This window comes from Neisseria sp. P0019.S002, assembly GCF_051957155.1.
GTDB classification, from domain to species: domain Bacteria; phylum Pseudomonadota; class Gammaproteobacteria; order Burkholderiales; family Neisseriaceae; genus Neisseria; species Neisseria perflava.
Map to the genome: position 1 here is coordinate 111143 of NZ_JBQCWS010000002.1, position 22314 is coordinate 133456.

At 52.0% G+C, this 22314-nt stretch carries 18 protein-coding genes, 1 tRNA gene and 1 riboswitch; of the genes, 18 read left to right on the plus strand and 1 reads right to left on the minus strand.

All coding sequences use genetic code 11. The annotated features are described in order from the left end of the window. The 17 genes from nuoL (at position 1) to murJ (ending at position 19915) form a co-directional block, all read left to right on the plus strand. A complete protein-coding gene (nuoL, locus tag ACTHTY_RS03900) occupies positions 1 to 2025 on the plus strand; it encodes an NADH-quinone oxidoreductase subunit L (protein ID WP_440366529.1) in 2025 nt (674 codons plus the stop codon). A 95-nt stretch (positions 2026 to 2120) separates the two neighbouring features. Continuing rightward, positions 2121 to 3617 carry an NADH-quinone oxidoreductase subunit M gene (locus ACTHTY_RS03905; RefSeq protein WP_440366530.1) on the plus strand — a complete coding sequence of 499 codons (1497 nt, stop codon included), beginning with the start codon at positions 2121 to 2123 and terminating at the stop codon, positions 3615 to 3617. Between the two features lie 9 nt (positions 3618 to 3626). Further along, complete coding sequence (nuoN, locus tag ACTHTY_RS03910) at positions 3627 to 5069, plus strand: NADH-quinone oxidoreductase subunit NuoN (RefSeq protein ID WP_070504153.1); 1443 nt, start codon at positions 3627 to 3629, stop codon at positions 5067 to 5069. 220 nt (positions 5070 to 5289) lie between these two features. Next, the gene (locus ACTHTY_RS03915; protein WP_293190625.1) at positions 5290 to 5589 is read left to right on the plus strand and encodes a DUF2818 family protein; all 300 of its coding nucleotides are present in this window, start codon (positions 5290 to 5292) and stop codon (positions 5587 to 5589) included. A gap of 181 nt (positions 5590 to 5770) precedes the next feature. Then, a complete protein-coding gene (gene frr, locus ACTHTY_RS03920) occupies positions 5771 to 6328 on the plus strand; it encodes a ribosome recycling factor (protein ID WP_049332978.1) in 558 nt (185 codons plus the stop codon). Between the two features lie 57 nt (positions 6329 to 6385). Further along, complete coding sequence (locus tag ACTHTY_RS03925) at positions 6386 to 7132, plus strand: isoprenyl transferase (RefSeq protein ID WP_070584408.1); 747 nt, start codon at positions 6386 to 6388, stop codon at positions 7130 to 7132. A gap of 5 nt (positions 7133 to 7137) precedes the next feature. Next, positions 7138 to 7932 carry a phosphatidate cytidylyltransferase gene (locus ACTHTY_RS03930; protein ID WP_440366531.1) on the plus strand — a complete coding sequence of 265 codons (795 nt, stop codon included), beginning with the start codon at positions 7138 to 7140 and terminating at the stop codon, positions 7930 to 7932. 33 nt (positions 7933 to 7965) lie between these two features. Beyond that, positions 7966 to 8715, plus strand: coding sequence for an SIMPL domain-containing protein (locus ACTHTY_RS03935; RefSeq protein WP_440366532.1), 750 nt, complete (start codon positions 7966 to 7968; stop codon positions 8713 to 8715). A 117-nt stretch (positions 8716 to 8832) separates the two neighbouring features. Next, positions 8833 to 10014: a 1-deoxy-D-xylulose-5-phosphate reductoisomerase gene (gene ispC, locus ACTHTY_RS03940; protein ID WP_440366533.1), complete on the plus strand. Its 1182-nt coding sequence runs from the start codon at positions 8833 to 8835 to the stop codon at positions 10012 to 10014. Between the two features lie 131 nt (positions 10015 to 10145). Next, entirely contained in the window at positions 10146 to 11486 is a 1341-nt protein-coding gene (gene rseP / locus ACTHTY_RS03945; protein ID WP_049328734.1) for an RIP metalloprotease RseP, read from the plus strand. A 3-nt stretch (positions 11487 to 11489) separates the two neighbouring features. Beyond that, positions 11490 to 13892, plus strand: coding sequence for an outer membrane protein assembly factor BamA (bamA, locus tag ACTHTY_RS03950; RefSeq protein ID WP_440366534.1), 2403 nt, complete (start codon positions 11490 to 11492; stop codon positions 13890 to 13892). A 111-nt stretch (positions 13893 to 14003) separates the two neighbouring features. Beyond that, positions 14004 to 14513 (plus strand): OmpH family outer membrane protein, encoded by a 510-nt coding sequence (locus ACTHTY_RS03955; protein ID WP_070748884.1) that lies wholly within the window; start codon positions 14004 to 14006, stop codon positions 14511 to 14513. 101 nt (positions 14514 to 14614) lie between these two features. Next, on the plus strand, positions 14615 to 15655 hold the full coding sequence (lpxD, locus tag ACTHTY_RS03960) for a UDP-3-O-(3-hydroxymyristoyl)glucosamine N-acyltransferase (RefSeq protein WP_440366535.1): 1041 nt from the start codon (positions 14615 to 14617) through the stop codon (positions 15653 to 15655). A gap of 74 nt (positions 15656 to 15729) precedes the next feature. Continuing rightward, positions 15730 to 16179 carry a 3-hydroxyacyl-ACP dehydratase FabZ gene (fabZ, locus tag ACTHTY_RS03965; RefSeq protein ID WP_003681704.1) on the plus strand — a complete coding sequence of 150 codons (450 nt, stop codon included), beginning with the start codon at positions 15730 to 15732 and terminating at the stop codon, positions 16177 to 16179. A 74-nt stretch (positions 16180 to 16253) separates the two neighbouring features. Then, on the plus strand, positions 16254 to 17030 hold the full coding sequence (gene lpxA, locus ACTHTY_RS03970; protein ID WP_070606394.1) for an acyl-ACP--UDP-N-acetylglucosamine O-acyltransferase: 777 nt from the start codon (positions 16254 to 16256) through the stop codon (positions 17028 to 17030). A gap of 161 nt (positions 17031 to 17191) precedes the next feature. Next, entirely contained in the window at positions 17192 to 18367 is a 1176-nt protein-coding gene (gene lpxB / locus ACTHTY_RS03975) for a lipid-A-disaccharide synthase (protein ID WP_440366536.1), read from the plus strand. A gap of 9 nt (positions 18368 to 18376) precedes the next feature. Then, positions 18377 to 19915 (plus strand): murein biosynthesis integral membrane protein MurJ, encoded by a 1539-nt coding sequence (gene murJ, locus ACTHTY_RS03980; protein ID WP_440366537.1) that lies wholly within the window; start codon positions 18377 to 18379, stop codon positions 19913 to 19915. A gap of 90 nt (positions 19916 to 20005) precedes the next feature. On the opposite strand, the gene thiC is transcribed toward murJ, so the two are convergent. Further along, positions 20006 to 21895, minus strand: a complete 1890-nt coding sequence (gene thiC, locus ACTHTY_RS03985; protein WP_440366538.1) for a phosphomethylpyrimidine synthase ThiC — start codon at positions 21893 to 21895, stop codon at positions 20006 to 20008. Positions 21896 to 21989: 94 nt separating this feature from the next. Beyond that, positions 21990 to 22089, minus strand: a riboswitch (TPP riboswitch). A gap of 110 nt (positions 22090 to 22199) precedes the next feature. Between thiC and ACTHTY_RS03990 the strand changes: the two genes are divergently transcribed. Continuing rightward, positions 22200 to 22276: transfer RNA gene (locus tag ACTHTY_RS03990), tRNA-Met, on the plus strand. Positions 22277 to 22314 lie beyond the last annotated feature (38 nt).

The following is a 22314-nucleotide window of genomic DNA, read 5'->3' on the forward strand; positions in this document are numbered from 1 at the left end:
ATGAACGATATGACTTTATATTTGATAATTGCCCTTGTTCCGTTGGCAGGCTCGCTGATTGCGGGTTTGTTCGGCAATAAAATCGGACGTGCCGGTGCGCATACGGTTACGATACTCGGCGTGGCGGTGTCTGCAGTGTTGTCGGCTTATGTGCTGTGGGGATTCCTCAATGGCAGCCGTACCAAGTTTGACGAGAACGTTTATACCTGGCTGACAATGGGCGGCTTGGATTTCTCCGTCGGCTTCTTGGTCGATACGATGACGGCGATGATGATGGTCGTGGTAACGGGCGTGTCGTTGATGGTGCATATCTACACCATCGGCTATATGCACGATGAAAAAGTCGGCTACCAACGCTTCTTCAGCTATATTTCTTTGTTTACATTCAGCATGTTGATGCTGATTATGAGCAACAACTTTGTCCAGCTCTTCTTCGGTTGGGAAGCGGTGGGCTTGGTGTCGTATCTCTTGATCGGTTTCTATTTCAAACGTCCGAGCGCGATTTTTGCCAACCTGAAAGCCTTTTTGATCAACCGCGTCGGCGACTTCGGCTTTTTGCTCGGTATCGGCTTGGTACTTGCCTATTTCGGCGGCAGCCTGCGCTATCAGGACGTATTCGCCTATCTGCCTAACGTACAAAATGCGACCATCCAGCTTTTCCCCGGTGTGGAATGGTCGTTGATTACCGTAACCTGCCTGCTCTTGTTTGTGGGTGCGATGGGTAAATCGGCTCAGTTCCCGCTGCATGTCTGGCTGCCCGATTCGATGGAAGGCCCGACGCCTATTTCCGCATTGATTCACGCCGCGACGATGGTTACGGCGGGTCTGTTCATGGTATCGCGCATGTCGCCGATTTACGAAATGAGCAGCACCGCGCTGTCGGTCATTATGGTTATCGGCGCGATTACTGCCCTGTTTATGGGCTTCTTGGGCGTGATTCAAAACGACATCAAACGCGTGGTTGCGTATTCCACTCTGTCGCAACTGGGCTATATGACCGTGGCTCTGGGCGCGTCCGCCTATTCCGTGGCGATGTTCCACGTCATGACCCACGCCTTCTTTAAAGCCTTACTGTTCTTGGCGGCGGGTAGCGCCATTATCGGTATGCACCACGACCAAGATATGCGCCACATGGGCAATCTGAAAAAATACATGCCGATTACTTGGCTGACCATGCTGATCGGTAACTTGTCGCTGATCGGTACGCCGTTCTTCTCCGGCTTCTATTCCAAAGATTCGATTATCGAAGCGGCGAAATACAGCACCCTGCCGGGCAGCAGCTTTGCCTATTTTGCCGTCCTCGCCAGCGTTTTTGTTACTGCGTTCTATGCGTTCCGCCAATACTTTATGGTGTTCCACGGTGAAGAGAAATGGCGCAGCCTGCATGAGCATCATGATGATCATCATGGCGAAGAGCATCACGGCTTGGGCAAAAACGACAATCCGCACGAAAGCCCGCTGGTTGTTACCCTGCCTTTGATTTTGCTTGCCATTCCGTCCGTCATCATCGGCTATGTTGCCATCGAGCCTATGCTTTACGGCGATTTCTTCAAAGATGTGATTTTCGTCAATGCCGACGCGCATCCAACCATGCACATCATGAAGGAAGAGTTCCACGGCGCATTGGCAATGGTGTCGCACAGCCTGCATTCGCCTGTACTCTACCTCGCTATCGCAGGTGTCTTGAGCGCATGGCTCCTGTACGTCAAACTGCCGCACCTGCCTGCGAAAATTGCACAGGCATTCCGTCCGATTTACGTTTTGTTCGAAAACAAATACTACCTCGACGCCCTATATTTCAACGTCTTCGCCAAAGGTACGCGCGCATTGGGTACTTTCTTCTGGAAAGTCGGCGATACCGCCATTATCGACAACGGTATCGTCAACGGCTCTGCCAAACTGGTCGGCGCGATTGCCGCGCAAGTGCGTAAAGCCCAAACCGGCTTTATCTACACCTACGCCGCCGCTATGGTATTCGGCGTATTGGTACTGCTCGGCATGACCTTCTGGGGATTGTTCCGATAAGAATAAGGTTTCAGACGGCCTTAAACCTTAAGGCCGTCTGAAACGAAGAAATATCCACATAAACACATTTTTATTTTAACCACAGGTTAACCACTATGTTTTCCAACTACCTACTCAGCTTGGCAATATGGATACCCATCGCCGCAGGTGTGCTGGTTTTGGCGACCGGTAAAGACAGCCGTGCGCCGCTGGCGCGTGTGCTTGCCTTCATGGGTGCGCTTGCCGGTTTCTTGGTAACGCTGCCCCTGTTTACCGGTTTCGACCGTTTGAGCGGCGGCTATCAGTTTACCGAGTTCCACGAGTGGATTCCGCTTCTGAAAATCAACTACGCATTGGGCGTGGACGGTATTTCAGTGCTCTTTATCATCTTGAATGCGTTTATTACGCTGTTGGTGGTATTGGCCGGTTGGGAAGTCATTCAGAAACGTCCGGCGCAGTATATGGCCGCTTTCCTGATGATGTCGGGTTTGATTAACGGCGCGTTTGCCGCGCAGGATGCGATTCTGTTTTATGTGTTCTTCGAGGGTATGCTGATTCCGCTGTACCTGATTATCGGTGTATGGGGCGGCCCGCGCCGCGTCTATGCGTCGGTCAAGCTGTTCCTCTATACGCTGATGGGTTCGCTCTTGATGCTGGTTGCCATGGTTTACCTGTACTATCAGACAGGCAGCTTCTCTATTGTTGATTTCCAAAACATCAAACAGATTCCGTTGGGCGTACAACAGCTTTTGTTTGTAGCGTTCTTCCTGTCATTTGCCGTAAAAGTGCCGATGTTCCCTGTGCACACATGGTTGCCGGATGCCCACGTTGAAGCGCCGACCGGCGGTTCGATGGTGTTGGCGGCAATTACGCTGAAACTGGGTGCGTATGGTTTCTTGCGCTTTATCCTGCCGATTATGCCGGATGCGGCACGCTATTTTGCCCCTGTAATCATCGTATTGAGCCTGATTGCCGTGATTTATATCGGTATGGTGGCTTTGGTGCAAACCGATATGAAAAAACTGGTGGCGTACTCTTCCATCAGCCATATGGGTTTTGTTACTTTGGGTATGTTCCTGTTTGTGAACGGGCAATTGAATGACTGGGCATTGAAAGGCGCAATCATTCAAATGATTTCCCACGGTTTTGTGTCCGCCGCCATGTTTATGTGTATTGGCGTGATGTACGACCGCCTGCATACCCGCAATATTGCCGATTATGGCGGCGTGGTCAATGTAATGCCTAAGTTTGCGGCGTTTATGATGTTGTTCGGTATGGCCAATGCCGGTCTGCCTGCGACTTCCGGCTTTGTGGGCGAGTTTATGGTGATTATGGGCGCGGTTAAAGTGAATTTCTGGGTAGGTGCGTTGGCTGCTATGACTCTGATTTACGGTGCGTCTTATACCCTATGGATGTACAAACGCGTTATTTTTGGTGCGATCCACAATCCGCACGTTACCGAAATGAAAGACATCAATTGCCGCGAATTTGCGATTTTGGCGATTTTGGCGGTTGCTGTTTTGGGCATGGGTCTGTATCCGCAAGCGTTTATCGAAGTGGTGCATCAAGCGGCAAACGATTTGATTGCTCATGTGGCACAAAGCAAGATTTGAGGTGTGTAAATGAACTGGTCTGATTTGAATTTAATGCCTGCCATGCCCGAAATCGTGCTGCTTGCGCTATTGGGTGTCGTATTGCTGGCAGACTTGTGGATTTGCGATAAAAACCGCTATCTGACCCATCTGATGAGTTTGGGAACGGTCATCATCGTGGCCGTAACCCAATTGGCGGTATGGGAGCAGGGCAGTGTCGATGCCTTTCACGGTATGTATATTGCAGACGGTATGTCCCGTTTGGCAAAACTGGTGCTGTATGCGCTGACTTTCGGTCTGTTTATTTACAGTAAACCGTACAACCAAGACCGCCAAATCTTTAAAGGCGAGTTTTACACCCTGTCGCTGTTTGCCCTGTTGGGTATGAGCGTCATGGTCAGTTCGGCACATTTCTTGACTGCGTATATCGGTTTGGAATTATTGTCTTTGTCGCTGTACGCCATGATTGCCCTGCGCCGCGATTCCGGCCGCTCTGCCGAGGCCGCGCTGAAATACTTCGTATTGGGTGCATTGGCTTCTGGCCTGCTGCTCTATGGTATTTCCATGGTTTACGGTGCCACTGGCTCCCTTGATTTTGCTTCCGTCTTGGCTTCTGCTTTCAATGAGCAGGCCAATGAATGGTTGTTGAAATTGGGTATGGTGTTTATTGTGGTCGCCATTGCATTTAAATTGGGTGCGGTTCCATTCCATATGTGGGTACCCGATGTGTACGATGGCGCGCCGACCTCTGTTACCGCCTTTGTGGGTACAGCTCCGAAAATTGCCGCTGTTGTCTTTGCGTTCCGTATCCTTGTTACCGGTATGGGTACCATACATTCAGACTGGGCGCCGATGTTGGCCATTCTTGCCGTTGCTTCTTTGGTGGTCGGTAACCTTGCTGCCATCATGCAAACCAATATCAAACGTATGCTTGCCTATTCCACCGTATCGCACATGGGCTTTATCTTGTTGGCGTTTATGGCAGGCGCAGTCGGCTTTACCGCAGGTTTGTATTACGCCATTACCTATGCTTTGATGGCGGCAGTCAGCTTCGGCGTTTTGATGGTATTGTCCACCAAAGACATTGAATGTGAAAACATCAAAGACCTCGCAGGCCTTAACCAACGCCATGCATGGTTTGCCTTCCTGATGTTGCTGTCTATGTTCTCCATGGCGGGTATTCCACCGCTGATGGGTTTTTACGCCAAATTCGGAGTGATTATGGCACTCTTGAAACAAGGCCATGTTTGGTTGTCCGTATTTGCCGTCATCATGTCGCTGATTGGTGCGTTCTACTACCTGCGCGTGGTCAAAGTCATCTACTTCGATGCTCCTGACCATGACCAGCCGGTCGGCAGTAACTATGCCGCCAAATTTGTTCTGACGGTCAATGCCTTCCTGCTGCTCCTGTGGGGTATCATGCCGCAAACCGTTATCGACTGGTGTGCCAAAGCATTGATAAATACCCTGTAAGCTTCAAACAAAACCAACGGCGGCTGTTCCAAAGTCGCCGTTTTTGTTAGGATTCGCATTCGGATGAAATATACCCAAAGTTCAGACGGCCTCAAGCCTTTGAACAATCATCAAGCAGGTATCATCAAGATATTGAATATCCCACGGATAATGATGGGCAAGAATGCCCATTTAACATGTTAAAATCACACGCAGGCCGTCTGAAAACAGAAAGACCATCATGACCGCATCCATGTACATTCTTTTGCTGTTGGCACTTATCTTTGCCAACGCACCATTTATTACTACCAAATTCTTCGGCATCATCGCCCTGAAACGCAAACACATCGGCCATCACTTGATCGAATTGCTGGCAGGCTTCCTTCTTACCGCGATTCTCGCCTATATTCTCGAATCACGCGCCGGTGCCGTACATACCCAAGATTGGGAGTTTTACGCGACCGTTGTCTGCCTCTACCTGATTTTTGCCTTTCCATGCTTTGTATGGCGTTACTTTTGGAATGAACGGAATAGAGAGTAGGATTTGAATTTGAATAAGGAAAAGGCCGTCTGAAAGATTTTCAGACGGCCTTTATTTTGTTTGATGTTAAATATCGGTTAGAAAACAAGGCTGTTGGGGCGTAAAGCCTTGTCGTGAGGGCGGTTTAACGGTACTATTCTCGGTTAATCCTGTTTTATTCCTATGAAATTGAAAGTATAAGATGATTAATGATATTCAAAAGACAGCTGAAGGCAAAATGCAGCGTTCTCTGGAAGTATTGAAAGACAATCTGGCTAAAGTGCGTACCGGCCGTGCGCATACCGGCCTGCTTGACCAAGTGGAAGTGGAATACTGGGGCAGCATGGTGCCTGTGAGCCAAGTGGCAAACGTAACGCTTTTGGATGCGCGTACGATTGGTGTGAAACCTTTCGAGAGCAATATGGCTTCAAAAGTTGAGAAAGCGATCCGTGATTCCAACTTGGGCCTGAACCCTGCTTCTGTCGGCGATTTGATCCGTGTCCCTATGCCTATGTTGACTGAGGAACGCCGTAAAGATTTGATCAAAGTGGTACGCGGCGAGGCGGAAGAGGGCCGTGTGTCTATCCGCAATGTGCGCCGTGATGCAAACGACCATATCAAAAAATTGTTGAAAGACAAAGAGATTTCTGAAGATGAAGCCCGCCGTGGCGAGGAAGCGGTTCAGAAGTTGACCGACAAATATATTGCTGAGGCAGACAAGCTCTTGGCTGCCAAAGAAGAAGATTTGATGGCGATTTAATCCTGTGTGCAAACCGTTCAGACGGCCTTTGGACGGTTTGCTCCCTGAAAGGCAGACATGAAAAGCAGTACGCAGACGATTTTGGAACACTCTGCCATCCCCCGACATATTGCTGTGATTATGGACGGCAACGGACGTTGGGCAAAGAAGCGTTTTCTTCCCCGTGTGATGGGGCATAAACGCGGCTTAGATGCGCTGGAGAACATGGTGAAGCATTGTGCTGAACTGGGTGTGCAGTATTTGACCGTGTTTGCTTTTTCGACTGAAAACTGGCGACGCCCCGAGGAAGAGGTTTCTTTTCTGATGGGGCTGTTTTTGCAGGCTTTGCAAAAGCAGGTACGCCGTTTGCACGACAACAATATGCGCTTGAGAGTCATCGGCAGCCGTGAGCGGTTTAACGCTGAAATTCTGAAGGGGATTGAGGCGGCAGAGGCGTTGACGGCAAACAATACCGGTTTGACTTTGAGCATTGCCGCTGATTATGGCGGCCGCTGGGATATTTTGCAGGCGGCAAATCAGTTGATTGCCGAGGGTGTAACTGAGATTACGGAAGAGGCGTTGTCGCGCTATTTGATGTTGGGCGATGCACCCGAGCCGGATTTGTTTATCCGCACCGGCGGTGAGACGCGCATCAGTAATTTCCTGCTGTGGCAGATGGCGTACGCGGAACTGTATTTTACGGATACGCTGTGGCCTGATTTTAATGAGAAATCGTTGAACGAAGCGATTGTTTCGTTCCAAAAACGGGAGCGCCGCTTCGGGCGGACTTCCGAACAGCTGCCGGTTGAGCAGCAACGGGGTTGAGAACTATGTTGAAACAACGAATTTTAACGGCACTGTGGCTTTTGCCGCTGATGCTGGGTATGCTGTTTTATGCGCCTATGTGGCTGTGGGCAGCGTTTTGCAGCCTGATTGCCATGCTGACTTTGTGGGAATATGCCCGCATGAGCGGCTTGGACAGGCTGAAAATCAATCATTATTTGGCTTCAACGCTGGTGTTCGGCGTGATTGCCTATGCCGGCGGTTGGCAGTTGCCTGATTTGGTTTGGTATGTCGTATTGGCGTTTTGGCTGATTGTCATGCCTTGGTGGCTGAAAGCGAAATGGAAGTTGAACGGCGGCTGGCAGGCTTACACGGTCGGTTGGTTGTTGGTGATGCCGTTTTGGTTCGCACTGGTTTACCTGCGCCCTCAGCCTGAAGACGCGTTGTCTTTATTGGCGATTATGGGCTTGGTGTGGGTGGCCGATATTGGCGCGTATTTCTGCGGCAAGTCGTTTGGCAAGCGTAAAATTGCGCCGACCATCAGCCCGGGTAAAAGCTGGGAAGGTGCGATCGGCGGAGCATTGTGCGTTGCCGTGTACATGACCATCGTATGGAAAGCCGGTTGGCTGGCTTTTGAAGCCGGGTGGTTCAAAACGATTTTGATCGGCTTGATTCTGACCGTTGTCAGCGTGTGCGGCGATTTGCTGGAAAGCTGGCTCAAACGTGCGGCCGGTATTAAAGACAGCAGCAATCTGTTGCCGGGACACGGCGGCGTATTCGATCGTGTGGACAGCCTGATTGCCGTTATCAGCATTTATGCCGCCTTTGTATATTTGTTTTAAACCGCCTGTCTGACGTGGTTGAGGGAGCTGATTGTGTCCGAACAAAAACAGATTTCATCTTTATCGATCTTGGGCGTATTGTTGGCACTGGGATTGATGGCTGCGGCGTTTATTTTGGGCGTGCAGTTTAAGAATCTGCGCCAACCGGGGACGATTACCGTAAAAGGTTTGGCGGAGAAAAACTTCCAATCCGACAGCGCGACGTGGAATACGGGCGTAAATGCGCACGGCGAGAGCTATCAGGAAGTTTTGGATTTGCTGACGGCAAGACGCAAGAAGCTGTCTAAATTTTTGGGCGAGCAAGGCTTTACGGCGGCTGAAATGAAAGTGGGCCTGCCTGAAGTGTCGCGCGTTTTCAATGAAACCCGAGACGAACTGGACAACGTAACCCGTACGCCCAACGGCTACGATGGCGACCTCAATATTGTGGTCAACACCAAAAAACTGGACAAAATCCAAGCCGCCCAGCGTGCCATTTTGAATTTCCGTGCGCAAAACGAATTTATCCGCTTCGACAATCCGCAATATTTGTTGGGCAATTTGGAAACCATCAAACGCGATTTGATTACGCAGGCGACTGAGGATGCGCAGAAACGCGCGGCCGAATTTGCCAAAACCGGCGGCGGCAAAGTGGGTGCCATGCGTTCTGCTTCGCAAGGCTCGTTCAACATCTATGCCGACACCGGCAGCAGCGAGGACGACGAGTACGGCGGTTCTTACGATAAAAGCACCGTCGGCAAGCAAGTCCGACTGGTTGTTACCATCGAATACGGCATTGAGTAATTCTTTCAGACGGCCTTTTCAGCTGGGAGGCAAAAGGCCGTCTGAAAATTGGAAACGGCAAAGAAATTTATTTCAAACACAATGAATACCGTTTGCACAGCACACAAAGAACACACCATGACACAACAAGTTCTGACCATATTAGGCAGTACCGGCAGCATAGGCGAAAGCACTTTAGACGTTGTTTCCCGCCATCCCGAAAAATTCCGCGTGTTCGCACTGGCAGGGCATAGGCAGGTGGACAAGCTGGTGGCACAATGCAAACAGTTCCGCCCGGAATATGCCGTTGTCGGCGATGCTGACCATGCGGCCGAGTTGGAAAAGAAACTCAAACAAGAAGGCATCAGTACGCAGGTTTTATATGGTTCTCAAGCCTTGATTGATGTCGCCTCTGCCGATGAAGTCAGCGGCGTGATGTGTGCCATTGTCGGCGCGGCTGGCTTGCCGTCGGCTTTGGCTGCCGCTCAAAAAGGCAAAACCATTTATCTGGCAAACAAAGAAACACTGGTGGTTTCCGGCGCATTGTTTATGGAAACCGCCCGCCAAAACGGCGCCACCGTCTTGCCGATTGACAGCGAACACAACGCCATCTTCCAAGTATTGCCAAGGGATTACACAGGCCGTCTGAATGAGCACGGTATCAATTCGATTATCCTAACCGCATCGGGCGGACCCTTCCTTAACACCGATTTAAGTACATTTGACAGTATTACGCCCGAGCAGGCGGTCAAGCATCCGAATTGGAGCATGGGTCGCAAGATTTCCGTCGATTCCGCGTCAATGATGAATAAGGGCTTGGAATTGATTGAGGCGCATTGGCTGTTTAACTGTCCGCCGGAAAAACTGGAAGTCGTCATCCATCCGCAATCCGTGATTCACAGCATGGTGCGTTATCGCGATGGTTCGGTATTGGCGCAGTTGGGCAATCCCGATATGCGTACGCCGATTGCTTATTGTTTGGGTCTGCCCGAACGTATCGATTCCGGCGTGGGCGAACTGGATTTTGGAGCATTATCCGCGTTGACCTTCCAAAAGCCTGACTTTGACCGTTTCCCATGTCTGAAACTTGCTTATCATGCCATGAATGCAGGCGGCGCCGCACCTTGCGTGTTGAACGCTGCCAACGAAGTTGCCGTGGCCGCTTTTTTAGATAAACGCATCAAGTTTACCGATATTGCCAAAGTCGTGGTCCACTGCCTTGCCCAAGATTTTTCAGACGGCCGTCACGATATCGAAGGCCTGCTGGCGCAAGACGCGCAAACACGCAGGCAGGCAGAAGCCTTTATCAGCAAACAATAAAGCTTCAATGACAGGCCGTCTGAAACGTCAACCGCTTGGCATTTAGGCAGACAAAATGGAACAACTGCCTTTATAATCGGTTTTCAGACGGCCTTATCCGTTGATTATCACATTCCACTCAGGGGGTTTTTTTGCAAACCTTTTTAGCCTTTATCGTCGCCATTCTGATTTTGGTCAGCCTGCACGAGTTCGGACACTATATTGTTGCCCGCTGGTGCGGCGTTAAAGTCGTGCGCTTTTCCGTCGGCTTCGGTAAGCCCTTTTTCACCCGAAAACGCGGCGATACCGAGTGGTGTCTTGCCCCGATTCCGCTGGGCGGTTACGTTAAAATGGTCGATACGCGCGAAGGCGAAGTGGCGGAGGCAGATTTGCCGTACGCCTTTGACAAGCAGCATCCGGCCAAGCGCATCGCCATTGTCGCCGCCGGCCCTTTGACCAATTTGATTTTGGCCGTTTTGCTTTACGGTTTGAGCTTTTCCTTCGGCGTGACCGAGTTGCGCCCCTATGTCGGCATGGTCGAGCCTGCCAGTATTGCCGCCAAAGCAGGTTTTCAGGCAGGTGATAAGATTGTATCGGTCAACGGAATTGCCGTAAAAGACTGGAGCGATGCGCAAACTGAGATGGTGTTGAACCTTGAAGCCGGTCCTGTAAAAGTTGCTGTTCAGACAGCCTCAAATACCCAAGCCATCCGCATAATTGATGCCGCTGGCACGCCTGAAGCAGGTAAAGTTGCGAAAAACCAAGGCAACATCGGCCTTTTGCCTTTTAGAATTACTAACCGCATCGGCAAAGTCTTGGCCAATAGTCCTGCCGAAAAAGCAGGTTTGAAGGAAAACGACAAACTGCTGACCGCCGATGGGAAGCCCATCGAAAGCTGGCAGGCATGGACGGAACTCTTCCGCGCCAGCCCCGGCAAACGAATCGAACTGACTTACGAGCGCGATGGTAAAATACTGGCGACCGCTATCCGGCCGGACAGCGTCGAGCAGTCGGCAGGCGTGCTGGTGGGTAGAGCAGGGCTCGCCGCCCAGGCGGATAAAGAGTGGGATAAAACCATCCGCTACCGTTATACACCTTCCGTTGCCCAAGCCTTTGAATTGGGTTGGAACAAAACCGTCAACTATTCGTGGACGACCCTCAAATTTTTCGGAAAACTGGTTACAGGCAATGCCTCTTTGAACCATATTTCCGGTCCCCTGACCATTGCCGATGTCGCCGGACAATCCGCCAAACTCGGATTGCAGAGCTACCTCGAATTTCTGGCCTTGGTCAGCATCAGCTTAGGCGTGTTGAACCTTTTGCCCGTGCCCGTTTTAGACGGCGGACATTTGGTTTTCTACACCGCCGAATGGATACGCGGAAAGCCTTTGAGCGAGCGCATACAGGCAGTCGGCCTGCGCTTCGGACTGGCAGCCATGCTTTTGATGATGGCTGTGGCTTTCTTTAATGACATCAACCGTTTGTTTGGATAATTTATGAAACTGAACCAGATTGCCTCCGCTTTAATGGTATTGAGCCTGTCTCCGCTGGCATTGGCTGACTTTACCATTCAGGACATCCGCGTCGAAGGCCTGCAACGCACCGAGCCAAGTACCGTCTTCAACTACCTGCCCGTTAAAGTCGGTGATAATTTCAATGATGCGCGAAGTGAAGAAATCATCAAAAAACTCTACGCAACCGGTTTCTTTGACGACGTACGCGTCGAGACCATGGACAATCAAGTCCTGCTGACCGTGATTGAGCGTCCGACCATCAGCTCGCTCAATATTACCGGCGCGAAAATGCTGCAAAACGATGCCATCAAGAAAAACCTTGAAGCATTTGGTTTGGCGCAATCCCAATACTTCAACCAAGCAACGCTGAACCAAGCCGTTGCCGGTTTGAAAGAAGAGTATTTGAGCCGTGGCAAACAGTCTATCCAAATCACTCCGACCGTAACCAAACTCGCCCGCAACCGCGTGTCTATCGATATTGCCATCGAAGAGGGCAAATCTACCAAGATTACCGATATTTCATTTGAGGGCAACGAAGTTTATTCCGACCGCCGTCTGATGAAACAAATGTCCCTAAGTGAAGGCGGCATGTGGACTTGGATCACCAAGAGCAACCAGTTCAATGAGCAAAAATTTGCTCAGGACATGGAAAAAATCACCAATTACTACCAAAACAACGGCTACTTCAACTTCCGCATTTTGGATACCGATATCCAAACCAACGAAGACAAAACCAAGCAGACCATTAAAGTAACCGTCAGTGAAGGCGACCGCTTCCGTTGGGGCAATGTACGCATCGAAGGCGATACGCTGGAAGTGCCGAAAGAAGATTTGGAAAAACTGCTGACCATGAAGCCGGGCAAATGGTACGAGCGTGCGCAAATGTCCAATTCGCTCGAAGCCATCCAAAACCGCATGGGTCAGGCAGGTTACGCATTCAGCGAAATCAATGTCCAACCTATTCCAAATGCCGAAACGCATACTGTTGATTTCGTGTTGACCGTTCAACCGGGCCGCAAAATCTATGTAAATGAAATCAACATTACCGGCAACAACAAAACCCGTGACGAAGTCATCCGCCGCGAGTTGCGCCAAATGGAATCGGCTCCTTACGATTCTGCCAAACTGCAACGTTCTAAAGAGCGCGTTGAGTTGTTGGGCTACTTCGACAACGTTCAATTTGATGCGGTTCCTGTGGCCAATACGCCCGACCAAGTTGACCTGAACATGAGCCTGACCGAACGTTCTACCGGCTCGCTCGACTTGAGCGCAGGTTGGGTTCAGGATACCGGTTTGGTGATGTCTGCCGGTGTGGCTCAAGACAACTTGTTCGGCACGGGTAAATCCGTTGCCCTGCGCGCTTCCCGCAGTAAAACCACAGTAAACGGCTCATTGTCGTTTACCGACCCATACTTCACACCTGACGGCGTAAGCTTGGGCTACGACCTTTACGGCAAGTCTTACGACCCGCGTAAAGCTTCTTCCAGCGCGAAACAATATAAAACCACAACTTTCGGCGGCGGTTTGCGTATCGGTATTCCGGTTACCGAATATGACCGTGTGAATTTCGGTTTGGCCGCAGAGCGTCTGACCGTGAACACCTACAAAGGCGCGCCTAAACGCTATGCCGACTTTATCAATCAATACGGTAAAGGCGACGGCAGCGGCGTGGGTAACTTCAAAGGCTGGTTGTACAAAGGTACCATCGGCTGGGGCCGCAACAAAACCGACAATGCCTTGTGGCCGACCCGCGGTTACCTGACCGGCGTAAACGGCGAAATCGCTTTGCCGGGCAGCGACCTGCAATACTACACCCTGACCCACAACCAAACTTGGTTCTTCCCGTTGAGCAAAGATTTCACGTTGATGCTGGGTGGCGAAGTCGGTTATGGCAACGGCTACGGCAAAACCAAAACCATGCCGTTCTTTGAGAACTTCTACGGCGGCGGTTTAGGCTCTGTCCGCGGCTTTGAAAGCGGTACGCTGGGCCCGAAAGTTTATGACGAATACGGCGAGAAAATCAGCTACGGCGGTAACAAAAAAGCCAACGTTTCCGCAGAGTTGCTCTTCCCGATGCCGGGCATTAAAGACTCGCGTACCGTCCGTCTGAGCCTGTTTGCCGATGCGGGCAGCGTGTGGGATGACAAAACCTACAACGACAGCAGCAGCAATTCTTATTACACCAATGGCGCGCTCCAAAACGTGTATGGCGTAGGTACAACGCACAAATCGACATTCAAAAACGAATTGCGTTACTCTGCCGGTGCTGCCGTGACCTGGCTCTCTCCGCTGGGTCCGATGAAGTTCAGTTATGCTTATCCGATTAAGAAAAAAGAAGGCGACGAAATCCAACGCTTCCAATTCCAACTCGGTACGACATTCTGATGATGTTTAGGCCGTCTGAAACCGGGTTTGTCCGTTTCAGACGGCCTCATGGCAGATTGGCGGCAAGCTTATTGCAAACCGCCCGTTTGTTTTCAAGCAAGGATTTTTATCATGAGTAAAATAGCCGACACCCTCCGTGTCCTCGCCGTAGCCCTGCCGGGTTTCGTGCTGTTGCCGCAAGCGGCGGCGGATGGCGTGCAGAAAATCGGTTTTATCAATACCGAGCGCGTTTATCAGGAATCCAAGCAGGCGCAAAACATTCAGATGACTTTGGAAAAAGAGTTCAAAAGCCGTCAAACCGCCTTGCAAAAGCTGCAGCAGGAAGGCGAGGCTTTGGAGCGAAAACTGAGCGGCGACAAGCTCAGCGACAGCCAAAGGGAAGCGGAAACCCAAAAATGGCGCAATCTGGTACAGAAATTCCGCAAGCAGCAGGCCGAGTTGGCAGAAGACTACAACCTGCGCCGCAATGAAGAATTCGCTGCGCTTCAGCAAAATGCCAACCGCGTCATCATCGATTTGGCCAAACGCGAAGGTTACGACTTTATCTTGCAGGACGTGATTTACGTCAACGGCCGCTACGACATTACCGACAGCGTTATCAAAGCCCTAAACGCACACTGACCCTGCTCGGCAGCGAATGTAACCATACAGACAAACCTAAGGCCGTCTGAAACCCAAACCGGCATCTTTCAGACGGCCTGACATCTTGACGGCAGATTATCATGACTTCACAAGCATACACCCTGTCCCAAATCGTTTCCCAACTCGGCGGCGAATGGAAAGGCGAAGACATCGCCATTACTGCCGTCCGTCCGTTGGATCAGGCGCAGGCGGAACACATCAGCTTTTTGGCCAACCCGAAATACAAAGCCGAAGTACACGACAGCCAGGCAGGCGCAGTAATTGTGTCACCGAAAGCCGCAGACGAATTTGCGGGCCGCAACCTGATTGTGGCTGCCGACCCTTATCTTTATTTCGCCAAAGTGGCACGATTGTTCTCGCCGATTGTCAGAGCACAGGGCGGCGTACATCCGACCGCCGTTGTCGAGGTAAGCGCCAAAGTACCGGCAAGCTGCGAAATCGGCGCGAATGCCTATATCGGCGCGAATGCCGTATTGGGCGAAGGCTGCCGTATTTTGGCCAATGCCGTTGTCCAACACGATTGCACGTTGGGCGATGAAGTCGTGTTGCATCCCAACGCCGTCATCTATTACGGCTGTACTTTGGGCAACCGTGTCGAAATCCACAGCGGCGCCGTCATCGGCGCAGACGGTTTCGGCTTGGCCTTCGCCGGCGATTCATGGTTTAAAATCCCGCAAACCGGCGCAGTCACGCTGGGCGATGATGTGGAAATCGGTTCGAACACCAATATCGATCGCGGCGCAATGAGCGACACGACCGTCGGCAATGGCACCAAAATTGACAACCAAGTCCAAATCGGCCACAACTGCAAAATCGGTTCGCACACCGTTATCGCCGCCAAAACCGGTATTTCCGGCAGCGTCACCATCGGCAATTATTGCATTATCGGCGGCGGCGTCGGCACGGTCGGACACATCGAAATCGCCGATAAAACCACCATCGGCGGCGGTACATCAGTTACCCACAGCATTACCGAAAGCGGCCAGCATCTGGCCGGTATTTTCCCGATGTCGGGCTACAAAGACTGGGCGCGCAATGCCGTTTATATCCACCGTTTGAGCGAAATGAACAAACGCCTCAAAACGCTGGAAAAACAGCTTGCCGACAGCGACGAAGCCTAAAGGCGGCGCAAACAGTCCGCGCCCCCGCATCCGAATACGTTTAAACCCAATACAAACAAGGAAAGACGAACATCATGGACGTACAACTCCCGATCGAAGCCAAAGACATTCAAAAACTTATCCCACACCGTTATCCGTTTTTGCAACTCGACCGCATTACTGCGTTCGAACCGATGAAAACCCTGACTGCGATTAAAAACGTCACCATGAACGAGCCGCAGTTCCAAGGCCACTTTCCCGACCTGCCCGTGATGCCCGGCGTGCTGATTATCGAAGCCATGGCGCAAGCGTGCGGCACACTCGCCATCCTCAGCGAAGGCGGCCGCAAAGAAAACGAATTCTTCTTCTTCGCCGGTATCGATGACGCCCGTTTCAAACGCCAAGTCATCCCCGGCGACCAATTGGTTTTTGAAGTCGAGCTGTTGACCAACAAACGCGGTATCGGCAAATTCAACGCCGTTGCCAAAGTCGACGGCCAAGTTGCCGTTGAAGCCGTGATTATGTGCGCCAAACGCGTGGTGTAAGAATGGGACAGGCCGTCTGAAAGTTCAAACGGCATCTTGCAGGCAATACCTGTATCAGACAGCAAGGAGACAGCATGACCCTTATCCATCCGACCGCCGTCATCGACCCTAAAGCCGAACTCGACTCCAGCGTCAAAGTCGGCCCGTACAGCATCATCGGCCCCAATGTCCAAATTGGTGCGAATACCGAAATCGGCCCGCACGTCGTCATCAACGGCCATACGACTATCGGTGAAAACAACCGCATTTTCCAATTTGCCAGCCTCGGCGAAATTCCGCAGGACAAAAAATACCGCGACGAGCCGACCAAGCTGATTATCGGCAACGGCAACACCATCCGCGAATTTACGACGTTCAACCTCGGTACGGTTACCGGCATCGGCGAAACCCGTATCGGCGACGACAACTGGATTATGGCCTACTGCCACCTCGCCCATGACTGCGTGGTCGGGAATCATACCATCTTCGCCAATAACGCCTCACTCGCAGGCCACGTTACCATCGGCGACTATGTCGTCTTGGGCGGCTACACGCTGGTGTTCCAATTCTGCCAAATCGGCGACTACGCCATGACCGCGTTTGCCGCCGGCGTACACAAAGACGTACCGCCGTACTTCATGGCTGCAGGCTACCGCGCCGAACCGGCCGGCCTCAACAGCGAAGGTATGCGCCGCAACGGTTTCACTGCCGAACAGATTGCCTCCGTCAAAGATGCGTATAAAACCATTTACCATCGCGGCATTCCGTTTGAAGAGGCTAAGGCAGAGATTCTGAAACGCGCCGAAACCCAAAGCGAATTGGCGGTATTTAAAGACTTTTTTGCACAATCCACACGCGGCATTATCCGTTGATTGATGGATTGAAGGCCGTCTGAAACTTTTTCAGACGGCCTTTGGATTGCAAAAATCCGCGCAGTAGGGCAGTTTCCTGTCTGTTTGCTGCCGATGCCGTCTGAAAACGGGCGGGCAAATGTCCGCCACAAAATCTTTTAGCTTCCAAACCTCAATAACACATGAATCCCAATCCCTCCCCCCTTATCGCCATCAGCGTCGGCGAAGCTTCCGGCGACTTGCTTGGCGCACATTTAATCCGTGCCATTAAGGCGCGTTGCCCGAATGCGCGGTTTACCGGCATCGGAGGCGAGCGCATGAAGGCGGAGGGTTTCGAGAGTTTGTACGATCAGGAAAAGCTGGCGGTGCGCGGTTTTGTTGAGGTCATCAAACGCCTGCCGCAGATTTTAAAAATCCGCAAAGGGCTGGTGAGCGATTTAATCCGCCTCAAGCCGGATGTGTTTATCGGCATCGATGCGCCGGACTTTAATCTCGGCGTGGCGGAAAAACTCAAGCAGGCAGGTATTCATACCATTCATTACGTCAGCCCGTCGGTTTGGGCATGGCGGCGCGAACGGGTCAATAAAATCGTGCATCAGGTCAACCGCGTGTTGTGCCTGTTTCCGATGGAGCCTCAGCTTTATATCGACGCCGGCGGCAAGGCTGAGTTTGTCGGTCATCCGATGGCGCAAACCATGCCCGTGGAAGCGGATAGAGCGGCGGCGCGGCAGAAGCTGGGCGTTCCTGCGGACGTACCCGTGTTTGCCATATTGCCCGGCAGCCGCGTGAGCGAAATCGATTACATGGCGGCGGTGTTTTTTCAGACGGCCTTATTGCTGCTGAAACGTTATCCGCAGGCACGGTTTTTACTGCCTGTGGCAACGGTCGCAACGCGCAAACGCATTAGCGAAATTTTGGCGCAACCTGAATTTGCCGCCCTTCCCATCACGCTGACCGACAAGCAGTCGGATACGGTTTGCACCGCTGCCGACGTGGTATTGGTTACCAGCGGTACGGCGACTTTGGAAGTGGCCTTGTGCAAGCGGCCTATGGTCATCAGCTACAAAATTTCGCCGCTGACTTATGCGTATGTGAAACGCAAAATCAAAGTGCCGCATGTCGGTTTGCCCAATATTCTGTTGGGTAAAGCCGCCGTTCCCGAGCTGCTGCAACACGATGCCGTCCCTGAAAAACTGGCTCAGGCCGTGGCAGACTGGTATGACCGCCCCGAAGCTGTGGCCGCGTTGGAACAGGATTTCCAAGCCTTGCATCTGCTGTTGAAAAAAGATACGGCGGCATTGGCGGCTGCAGCAGTATTGGAAGAAGCCGGATTTTCAGACGGCCTGAAAGACAAGTAAGGAAAATACATGAATTTATTGGGAGCCTTGGCCAAGGTTGGCAGCCTGACGATGGTGTCGCGTATTTTGGGCTTTGTGCGCGATACGATTATCGCCCGTGCGTTTGGTGCAGGCATGGCGACGGATGCGTTTTTTGTCGCGTTCAAACTGCCCAACCTGCTGCGGCGCGTGTTTGCAGAGGGCGCATTTGCCCAAGCCTTCGTACCGATTTTGGCGGAATACAAAGAAACCCGTTCGCCCGAAGCCACGCAGGCGTTTGTGCGTCATGTGGCCGGTATGTTGTCGTTTGTGTTGGTCATCGTTACCGCGCTGGGCATACTAGCCGCGCCGTGGGTGATTTATGTTTCTGCGCCCGGTTTTGCCAAAGAAGCCGATAAGTTTCAGCTCTCCATCGACCTGCTGCGGGTAACGTTTCCTTATATCTTTTTGATTTCACTATCCTCTTTTGTCGGCTCGATACTTAATTCCTATCATAAATTCGGCATTCCCGCCTTTACGCCGACATTTTTGAACATTTCCTTTATCGTCTTTTCCCTGTTTTTCATACCGTATTTTGATCCGCCTGTTATGGCGTTGGCGTGGGCGGTATTTGTCGGCGGCGTGTTGCAGTTGGTGTTCCAACTGCCTTGGTTGGCGAAACTGGGCTTCTTGAAAATGCCCAAACTCAGCTTTAAAGATGCGGCGGTCAACCGCGTAATGAAACAGATGGGGCCGGCTATTTTGGGCGTGAGCGTGGCGCAGATTTCCTTGGTTATCAACACCATTTTTGCTTCGTTTTTGCAGTCCGGCAGCGTGTCGTGGATGTATTACGCCGACAGGCTGATGGAATTGCCGACCGGTGTTTTGGGCGTGGCACTCGGTACGATTTTGCTGCCTACCTTGTCCAAACACGCCGCCAGTCAGGATACCGAGCAGTTTTCTGGCTTGCTCGACTGGGGTTTGCGCCTGTGTATGCTGCTGACCTTGCCTGCCGCCGTCGGCCTTGCCGTGTTGTCTTTCCCTCTGGTTACGACCTTGTTCATGTACCGTGAATTTACGCTGCATGATGCGCAAATGACCCAACACGCGCTGATTGCCTATTCCTTTGGCTTGATCGGGCTGATTATGATTAAAGTATTGGCTCCCGGTTTCTACGCCCGCCAAAACATCAAAACCCCCGTTAAGGTCGCTATTTTCACGCTAATTTGCACGCAGTTGATGAACCTTGCCTTCATTTCGCCGCTTAAACACGTCGGCCTATCCCTCGCTATTGGTTTGGGCGCGTGTCTGAATGCAGGTTTGCTGTTTTTCCTTTTGCGCAAACACGGCATCTACCGCCCCGGTAAAGGTTGGGCAGCGTTTTTGGTTAAAATGGTCATCTCTTTGGTCGTCATGGGCGGCGGTTTGTGGCTGGCGCAATATTATCTGCCGTTTGAATGGGTGCACGTCGGCGGCTTTAAAAAAGCAGGCCAGCTCTGCGTCCTGATTGCCTTGGGCGGCGGCCTCTATTTCGTTTCCCTCGCCGCGCTCGGCTTCCGTCCGCACCATTTCCGCAGGGTGGAAAAATAGGCAGCCGCAGGGCGTATGTGCTTGGTTAAAGACTATTCACTAAAAAGGCCGTCTGAAACATTTTCAGACGGCCTTTTCTTGCTTTACGTTTTAACTGTAAAGCTTCGCTCCTTTTTTGACGAACTCAATCGCTTTTTCTTCCATGCCTTGCTGCTGGGCTTTTTGCTTGTCGGCGTAGTCGCGCACTTCCTGCGTGATTTTCATCGAGCAGAATTTGGGGCCGCACATCGAGCAGAAGTGGGCGATTTTCGCGCCTTCGGCGGGCAGGGTTTCGTCGTGGAAGCTCTCGGCGCGTTCGGGGTCGAGGCTTAAGCGGAATTGGTCGCGCCAGCGGAATTCGAAACGCGCTTTGCTTAGGGCGTTGTCGCGTAATTGTGCACCCGGCCAGCCTTTGGCGAGGTCAGCGGCGTGGGCGGCAAGTTTGTAGGTAATGATGCCGGTGCGCACGTCTTCTTTGTCGGGCAGGCCGAGATGCTCTTTCGGGGTAACGTAGCAAAGCATGGCTGTGCCGTACCAGCCGATATTGGTCGCGCCTATGCCCGAGGTGATGTGGTCGTAGCCGGGGGCGATGTCGGTAACGAGTGGGCCGAGGGTGTAGAAAGGCGCTTCAAAGCAGTGTTGAAGCTCTTCGGTCATGTTTTCTTTCACGCGTTGCAACGGTACATGGCCGGGGCCTTCGATCATCACTTGTACGTCGTGTTTCCACGCTTTGGCGGTCAATTCGCCCAAGGTGTGCAGCTCGGCGAATTGGGACTCGTCGTTGGCATCGGCAATGCAGCCGGGACGCAGACCGTCGCCGAGGCTGAACGATACGTCGTAGGCTTTCATGATTTCGCAGATTTCGTCGAAATGCGTGTAGAGGAAGTTTTCCCGATGATGGGCGAGACACCATTTCGCCATGATAGAGCCGCCACGCGATACGATGCCGGTGAGGCGGTTGGCGGTCATCGGTACATAACGCAGCAACACGCCCGCGTGTATGGTGAAATAGTCCACGCCTTGTTCTGCCTGCTCGATTAAGGTGTCGCGCACCAAATCCCAAGTCAAATCTTCGGCGATGCCGCCGGTTTTTTCCAAAGCTTGGTAAATAGGCACAGTACCGATGGGGACGGGCGCGTTGCGGATAATCCATTCGCGTGTTTCGTGGATATGTGCGCCGGTAGACAAATCCATAATCGTGTCCGCGCCCCAACGCAGCGACCACACCATTTTTTCGACTTCTTCGGTCAGGCTGGAGGTTACGGCGGAGTTGCCCAAGTTGCCGTTGATTTTGACGCGGAAGTTGCGGCCGATAATCATCGGTTCGAGTTCGGGATGGTTGATGTTGGCAGGGATGATCGCGCGTCCGGCGGCGATTTCTTGGCGCACAAATTCGGGCGTGATTTGGTCGGGATGGGTCGGGATATTCGCGCCGAAACTTTGTCCTGCATGTTGTTTCAAGAGCTTGGCGTATTCAGGCCGTCTGAAAAGCTCGTCCAGCTTCATGCGTTCGCGTATGGCGACAAACTCCATTTCCGGCGTAATGATGCCTTGGCGGGCGTAGTGGAGCTGGGTTACATTGCGGCCTGCTTTGGCGCGGCGCGGGCGGGTGATTTGGTTGAAGCGCAGATGGGCGGTTTTCGGATCGTGCGCACGTTCGGTGCCGTATTCGCTCGACAGGGTAGGCAGGATTTCGGTATCGCCGCGTTCATCCAGCCATGCAGTGCGGACGTGCGGCAGCCCTTGTTTCAGGTCGATGTGTGCCGCCGGATCGCCGTATGCGCCGCTGGTGTCGTAGACAGGAATCGGTGGATTGGCTTCCGTACCTTGCGCCGTGTAGGTGTCGTCCTGACGGATTTCGCGCAAAGGCACGCGGATGTCGGCGCGGCTGCCCGGGATATAGACGCGGTCGGAATTGAGATATTGGAAGCGGATGCCGATGTCTTCGCTTAAGTCGGAAAGACGGCGCGCCTCATCGCCGGTTTTTTTAGCGGTAGTCATAAAAAATTGCTCCTGTTTCTCGGTTATGAAATGGAAACAGGAGCATTGCTTTTTTTCAGACGGCCTTGTGGATATCTTCAATCAACCGTCTAAAATCACATTTGCCGAAACTCCCCACGCAGGTATTATCCTGTTCGGGTGTAAAGGGTATTTCTCAGCCGCTCGGTTTGAAAGCAGCACCCCTGTTTCTTTATTAACGAAAATTAAACCATGCGGATGGTTTTTTGTAAAGCGGCGTTTTTCGCATTTTCTATCAAAAACGCTTGACAGTGACTCCGTCTTTCCGTATAGTTACAACTTCTGACGCGGGATGGAGCAGCATGGTAGCTCGTCGGGCTCATAACCCGAAGGTCGTAGGTTCGAATCCTGCTCCCGCAACCAAATATAAAAATCCCCTGCAATCGCAGGGGATTTTGCTT